Genomic DNA, 7,355 nt, shown 5'->3' on the forward strand with positions numbered 1-7,355 from the left:
CAGTGAAAGTGTAAAAATAATGCTTCCTTAATAAAATTCCCACAAAATATGTACTTCAAATTTCAGGCAATTTTATTATATTCTATTTTTAACGTAACACTACATATATAAGGACTAGGCTCAACCTAGTATTAAGTTAATCTTCCATTGCCAAAAGATAGGATGAAAATAATTAAGTCGATATTAAGAGAATGAGTTAACCTATCATTTTTGAATTGAATTAAAACGTTTTCTTAATTGTTTCATATCCTCACTTACTTTTAAATCCAATATTTTGGCATAATGCTGGGTAGTTCTTAAGGATTTGTGTCCCAGCATTTTGCTTACGGATTCAATGGGGACTCCGTTGGACAACGTCACTGTTGTGGCAAAGGTATGTCTGGCCAAATGAAAGGTGAGGTTTTTGGAAATCCCACATAAATCGGCAATTTCCTTGATATAGGCATTCATTTTTTGATTCGATAAGACGGGAAGTAATTTTTGCTTATTGGTTACATCAGGATGATCTTTATATTTTTCTAAAATAGCTAAAGCCGTAGGGAGCAGTGGGATGCTACTGCGGGTATCCGTTTTGGAACGTTTTATTTTTATCCATTGCTCGCCGTCAATCCCTACGACAACATCAGCTTTGGAAAGCTTCTTTACATCTGCATATGCTAAGCCGGTGAAACAAGAGAATAGAAATATATCCTTCACGTGATTTAGTCGATCCATGGGCAATTCTTTTTCAAGCATCGTTTGAATTTCCTCCTCGCTGAGAAACTCTCTTTCCACCGTTTTTAATTTTCCTTTCCAGTTTATAAAAGGGTCTTTAGTAATCCAATCGTTGGCGAAAGCGATGCGGATGATTTTCTTGAAGTTGGTGATATATTTGATGGCGGTATTATGTGCACAATTTCGCTCCGTCTTAAGGTAGAATTCCAAACCGCTAATAAACTTATGGTCCACCTCCCTTACAGGTATATCGCTTTGTTGGTATTCAAATTTAATATAATCTTCTACATGCTTTTTTGCAGTTTTGTATCGTTCAAGGGTCCCTGGAGCAAATTCTTTGCCAACCAATTTCTCGACTTTGTCATTATGATCAGAGAAAATTTGTAGGAGCATTTTTTGGCTTTTTCCCTTACCCTGATAAATTTGTTTTATTCTCTTGGCTGTGACTATCTCCCCTTTCTCAATTAACTGACTTTGAATGTTATAAACATTGCTTCTAACGGCATCCATATACCTATTTATTTCACGCGCCTCTATACTTGTACCCTTGGCTTTACAAGCTTCAGTATTCCATTGTTTAAATGATATCTTTCGTTTAATACTGATTTCGGAACGCTTTCCGTTTACCGTGATTCGTAGATAAATGGGGGCATAACCCTTTTTATCTAGGTCGTTAAATCTAGGGTAAAATAGCACTGAAAATGAATTTTGCATGATTACATCACCTTTAATTTTTTTTAAAGATAAAGAATTAATTGATGATTATAGTGTGTAACCCCTTGGTTTTGAGTGTGTATGAGTTGATTCGGTGCGTATTATTTTCTAACACAAAAAGCCCACCGAAGTCCTCACTTTTTATTTGATATTATATGGTATTATATGATATTGAATAAAATGAAAAAACCTGTAAATCAACGACTTACAGGTTTTAGAGTGCCCTTTGTGGGTCTTTTGGCGGAGAAAGAGGGATTCGAACCCCCGGAGGTGTGACCCTCAACGGTTTTCAAGACCGCCGCATTCGACCACTCTGCCATTTCTCCTTAGCGGGTGCAAATATAAAAACCTTTTCAACTTAATAAAAGGTTTTTTGCTTTTTATTTTTACTCAAAGTGATAAATCCTATAATCTTCTACTCTATAGAACCTAAAAATGGATTCCTAAGCTTAGGTTGCGGTTTAGTCAGCAGCTAGTAATCATCATCTTATGCCATTCTCACCCTACTTTTGCTGGGCAATGCTTAGTGGAATTGGATAATTAACTTAACTTTGACTTTTTTACGAGAAAGGAAAAAAATGTCCCTAAAACTTAGGAGAACAGCGGTGGGCAAAAGAAAAAGTAATTGCCCCAATAGTACTTGCACCTAATTAAGTTTTGAAAATAAAAATGAGTGATTTGGATGTTATAAAGAAATTGCAATGGCGTTATGCGGTAAAAAAGTTTGACCCCGATCAGTTGCTGACCCAGGAAAAACAACAAATTTTAGAGCAGGCCTTTAATCTAACCGCCTCCTCCTATGGTTTGCAACCCATTAAACTGGTAGTGGTACAGAATAAAAAACTGCAACAGGAACTGGTAAAACACAGCTACGGTCAGGAACAAGTAGGGCAGGCTTCGCACGTATTTATCATTTGTATCGAAAAGAAAATCGATAAGGAATTCATTCATAATTATTTTAATAGGGTTAAACAGATACGCAATACCGCAGATGAAATCTTAGAGCCGTTTAAAGGGGCCTTGGTAGATAACTTTTCTAAAAAAGAGCGACAAGAAGTTCGGGTATGGGCTACCAACCAAGCATATCTTGCCTTGGGGACCTTATTAACCGTCTGTGCCATGGAAGGAATAGACTCTTGCCCTATGGAGGGTTTTAATCCTTCTGCCTATGACCAATTATTGGGGCTAGAAAAAGATAAGCTTACCTCCGTTCTGGTACTTCCCGTTGGATATAGGGCCCATGATGATATGTTTGCTAGCCTTAAAAAAGTCCGCAAAAACCTTAAGGATAGTGTAGTGCATATTACCTAACTACCATTACAATTAATTTCAACTAAACAAAATATAGATTTATGCCAGGTTTTGAACTATTTGGTGATCAAGAAAAAGCGCAGGTGAATGAAGTGTTGGAATCAGGAGTGCTTATGCGCTATGGTTTTGACGGAATGAGAAACGGACATTGGAAAGCCAAGGAGCTAGAGAAAGCGCTCGAGAATCGAATGCAGGTGAATCACGCTCATTTGGTAAGTAGTGGTACCGCAGCGCTCACTGTAGCTTTGGCCTGTGCCAAGGTTGGGGCAGGGGACGAAGTGATACTACCTACTTTTACCTTTGTGGCTAGTTTTGAAGCTGTCCTATCCGTAGGGGCCACTCCAATTTTAGTGGATGTGGATGATACCCTTACCTTAGACCCTAAAGCAGTAGAACAAGCGATCACAGAGAAAACTAAGGTGGTGATGCCCGTGCATATGTGTGGCTCCATGGCCAATTTAGCTTCTCTTAAGGCTGTTTGTGACCAACATGGCCTACTAATGATAGAGGATGCCTGCCAGGCCATAGGGGGTAGTTATGAAGGGAAGCCTTTGGGAAGTTATGGGGATCTGGGATGTTTTTCTTTCGACTATGTAAAAACCATTACCTGTGGTGAAGGAGGTGCCCTTATCACCAATAATGAGGAGTTTTATACCACAGCCCATCAGTTTTCCGATCACGGTCATGATCATATCGGGAACGATAGGGGAGCAGAGAGTCACCCCTTCCTTGGGTATAACTATCGAATTTCAGAATTGCATGCTGCAGTAGGTCTGGCACAGATTGCTAGGTTAGATCAATTTTTAGATATTCAGAAAAAACATTACACCATCCTGCGTACGGCCCTAGAATCCATTCCAGAAATAACGTTTAGAAGGGTGCCAACAAATGGGGTGGAAAATTATTCCTTCCTCAGTTTTTTCTTGCCTACGGAAGAGTTGGCCCGCAAAGCCTTCACCTCCTTAACAGAACACGGAGTGGATGCCTGTTTTTATTGGTATGATAATAATTGGCACTACCATAGGAAGTGGGAGCATCTTAAAGATTTAAAATCCCTGAGCCCCGTATCGGACCATATTAAAGATGGGGTGCTAGATTATAACACTACCAACTTTGCCCAATCGGATCATTGGGTGGGGCGTACTATATCTTGTCTTATAAAACTGGGGTGGACAGAGGAAGTGGTGAGAGAAAGAGCTGAAAATATGGCAACAGCCATTAAAAAAGTCCTCACTGAATATTAAATATGGGCCATTTTTATGGGACTTAGTGTCCTATACCGAGGGTTTCAACCTGGTGTAGGATGCTTTTCTATGTAGCTCCTCTTTTCAATTTCCAATAGGTTAGGGACTAATAAACATCCCCTCTAAGTTTAATTGGTTATTGGCGATTCTCATGCCTAGTTATTCGATGTAGAAGGATATTGGATAGGCGTTGCTTGTTTTCTAGTAAGACTGGGTAGTGTATGGCCACTACTTCACTATTATTTTTATATACGCCAAGCAAGGGGAGCATGGATAGCTTTTAGATGAAGGGTATTTGTCTTCTCTGCTGTAAGTCAGGCTTCTATGTGTACGCTCAGTAACTCCTTTCCGCTAATCTAAGGTATGATTCTTTTTTGGCTGTCCAGATTGATAATGTTAAATTCGAGGTTTTGGTAATAAAAAAGAAGGCTATATGTTATACATAATACTTGATTTGTTATCTTGTGGCCCTTAATGTATTGATAAACGGTAGTATAATGAAAATACGTAAAGTTCTCTCCTATTTTGTTTGGTTATTTTTATTAACCACTGCGCTTCAAGGGCAAGATGTCTCTAATATAAAAATGTCCAAACTACCTTCCTTGCCAGCTCAAGAGCAAGGGGGCAAATCCATGGGATTTGCTGGAATGATGGGTGGTGTGCACAACGGGGTGCTTATCGTTGCCGGCGGTGCTAATTTCCCTAATGGGTTACCATGGGAAGGGGGTGCCAAAGTGTGGCATAATTCTATTTATATATTAGAAAACAACAGTTGGAGACTGTCTGCCCAAACCTTGCCAATGCCCTTGGGCTATGGAGCATCCGTTTCTACGGATAAAGGGGTTTTAATTATTGGTGGTGATAACAAAGACACGGTAAGTAAGAGCGTTATCTTACTTTCTTACAATCAGTCCAAGAAAGATATCGATATTGTTAGCTACCCAGATCTTCCAGAAGCCTTGGCCTATACCTCGGCCGTAGTGGAAGATGACTATGTCTATGTGGCTGGGGGGATGAATTCCGAAAAAAGTAGCAACTCATTTTATCGTTTAAATTTAAGCGAAAGAAAAGCTTGGGAAAAACTGGAAGATTTCCCAGGAGAACCCCGAGCCCTTCATGCGATGGTGGTTCAGGATACTCCCCATTCCAGGAATATTTTTCTGATTGGAGGAAGAAACCAAACTAAAGGAAGTATATCCACTCCCATAACTCAATTTCTTTCCTATGATCTCAATAAAAAGATATGGATAGATAAAGGGGATTTAACCATCAATGGAACGCCTAGAGTAATCATGGGAGCGGTTGCGGAACCAATGGGGTCCATGCACGTGATGCTCTACGGCGGATCGGATGAAGTGCTTTTTACCCAGTTGGAGACCTTCGGTAAGCAAATTAGCGAGGCCCAAAATGATAGTATTGTTAAGCAATTAACAGCTAAGCGCGATTCTATTCTTAACAATCACCCTGGATTTAGCAAGGAAATCCTGGCGTTTAACACCATAACCGATCAGTGGTATGTATACGATACCTTAGACCAAGGGCTACCGGTTACTACCCTTGGAATAAAAAAAGATCAAGACTTTGTAATTGTTTCCGGAGAAATCTCTCCAGGAATTAGAACACCAGAGGTATTTAACTTTAGCGTGGACGAACCTACTCATTCCTTTGGATTTCTAAACTATACGGTATTAGCCTTGTATCTTTTGGTTTCACTTTTGATTGGAGTTTATTTTGCCAGAAAACAAAAGTCTACGGACGATTATTTTATTGGAGGTGGTCGTATTCCATGGTGGGCATCAGGTCTTAGTGTGTTTGGGACCTTATTGAGTGCCATTACTTTTATGGCTATCCCAGCAAAGGCATTTATAACGGACTGGTCCTTCTTTATGTTGAATATTGCGGCTATAGCAATTACCCCCTTAATTGCATTTTTGTTTATTCCTTTCTTTAACAAGCTGCATATTTCCACGGCCTATGAGTACTTGGAAAAACGTTTTAATTACTTGGCTAGAGCTATTGGGAGTATCTCTTTTATCCTTTTCCAGTTAGGTCGGATCGGTATTGTATTATTACTGCCCTCGCTGGCAATTTCCATTGTAACCGGTATTTCTGTGGAAACCTGTATTCTGATGATGGGGATCCTCTGCGTACTCTATACGGCATTTGGTGGTATAGAGGCTGTTATTTGGACGGATGTATTACAGGTAGTTGTGCTAATGGGAGGTAGTATTGTTGCCATTGTTTGGGTTCTCTTGCATACAGAGACCCCAGTTCCGGAAATGATGGCCTACGCTTCGGAAAATGAAAAGTTTAATATCATAAATTTCAATTTTAATTTCACAGACTCTACCTTCTGGGTGGTGTTTATAGGAGGTTTGGCATCGGCTATGGTAACCCAAGGTACGGATCAGACCATTGTGCAGCGGTATCTAACTAGTACTAGTGTGAAAAATTCTCAAAAGACTTTATATACCAACGCCTTGTTAACACTACCAGCTACTATCATTTTCTTTGGTATAGGTACGTTGCTTTATATTTTTTATACTGAAATGCCAGACCGACTTTCGCCGGCCATTTCCAATAACGACTCCCTGTTCCCTTGGTATATTGTTAAGGAATTGCCCGTAGGAGTTTCTGGATTGCTTATTGCGGGAATCTTTTCTGCAGCCATGTCTAGTATCAGTAGTAGCTTAAATTCGGTCTCCACCGCTTTCTGTAATGACTTGTACAAACGGTACAATCCTAGATTAAACGATGTGGGAATGCTTAAAGTAGCTCGTATCGTCACCGTTTTTGTTGGAGTATTTGGGGTGCTATTGGCCCTTTGGATGGCGAATTCCAATATTAAATCGCTCTGGGATCAGTTTTATAGATTCTTAGGCTTGTTTACAGGTGGTTTGGGAGGAATGTTCCTTTTGGGAATGCTTACTAAACGTGCAAATAGCACCGGGACCCTGCTAGGATTAGTGGTGAGTGGTATATTATTATGGTATATCAGCGTATACACCTCCATTAACTTTTTAATGTACTCCTTTATTGGGGTGGCCTCCTGTTTTGGTTTTGGATACCTGTTTAGTTTGATATTCAAAAACAGTAATCCCAAGGAGAAATAGATTAAATTTAGAGTGTATACCGTTGGTTAGGTAATTTTTAAAGGCCTGCTTTATTCCTATTGAATTAAAGCAGGTTTTTTTGTTTCCTTTGGTTGAAGTGCCCTAGTGATTCTTATTAAACAAATAGGATCAAGCTCAAAAGTTGTGTGTAGTCAAAATTATCAGGTAAGCTCAACAACAATAATCCACCCTTCAACAGGCCTTTCAATACTTTTTTCCATCGCTGAAAAAAGTATTCAAAAAAATCTAGGCTGATTTT

The 7,355-nt window shown here is 39.5% G+C and carries 4 protein-coding genes and 1 tRNA gene; 3 read left to right on the plus strand and 2 right to left on the minus strand.

Translation table 11 applies throughout. The annotated features are described in order from the left end of the window. Window positions 1-204 precede the first annotated feature (204 nt). Complete coding sequence (locus tag F1E73_RS15910) at window positions 205-1,428, minus strand: site-specific integrase (RefSeq protein WP_150452497.1); 1,224 nt, start codon at window positions 1,426-1,428, stop codon at window positions 205-207. A 238-nt stretch (window positions 1,429-1,666) separates the two neighbouring features. After that, window positions 1,667-1,754: transfer RNA gene (locus tag F1E73_RS15915), tRNA-Ser, on the minus strand. Between the two features lie 343 nt (window positions 1,755-2,097). Here F1E73_RS15915 and F1E73_RS15920 point away from each other — a divergent pair. The 3 genes from F1E73_RS15920 to F1E73_RS15930 all read left to right on the plus strand — a co-directional run bounded on the left by F1E73_RS15920 (window position 2,098) and on the right by F1E73_RS15930 (window position 7,096). Further along, entirely contained in the window at window positions 2,098-2,739 is a 642-nt protein-coding gene (locus F1E73_RS15920) for an NAD(P)H-dependent oxidoreductase (RefSeq protein WP_394334923.1), read from the plus strand. Between the two features lie 41 nt (window positions 2,740-2,780). Then, the gene (locus F1E73_RS15925; protein WP_150452498.1) at window positions 2,781-3,983 is read left to right on the plus strand and encodes a DegT/DnrJ/EryC1/StrS family aminotransferase; all 1,203 of its coding nucleotides are present in this window, start codon (window positions 2,781-2,783) and stop codon (window positions 3,981-3,983) included. Between the two features lie 497 nt (window positions 3,984-4,480). Beyond that, window positions 4,481-7,096, plus strand: coding sequence for a sodium:solute symporter family transporter (locus F1E73_RS15930; protein WP_150452499.1), 2,616 nt, complete (start codon window positions 4,481-4,483; stop codon window positions 7,094-7,096). Window positions 7,097-7,355 lie beyond the last annotated feature (259 nt).

Source organism: Arenibacter lacus (genome assembly GCF_008711145.1).
In the GTDB taxonomy this organism is placed as follows: domain Bacteria; phylum Bacteroidota; class Bacteroidia; order Flavobacteriales; family Flavobacteriaceae; genus Arenibacter; species Arenibacter amylolyticus.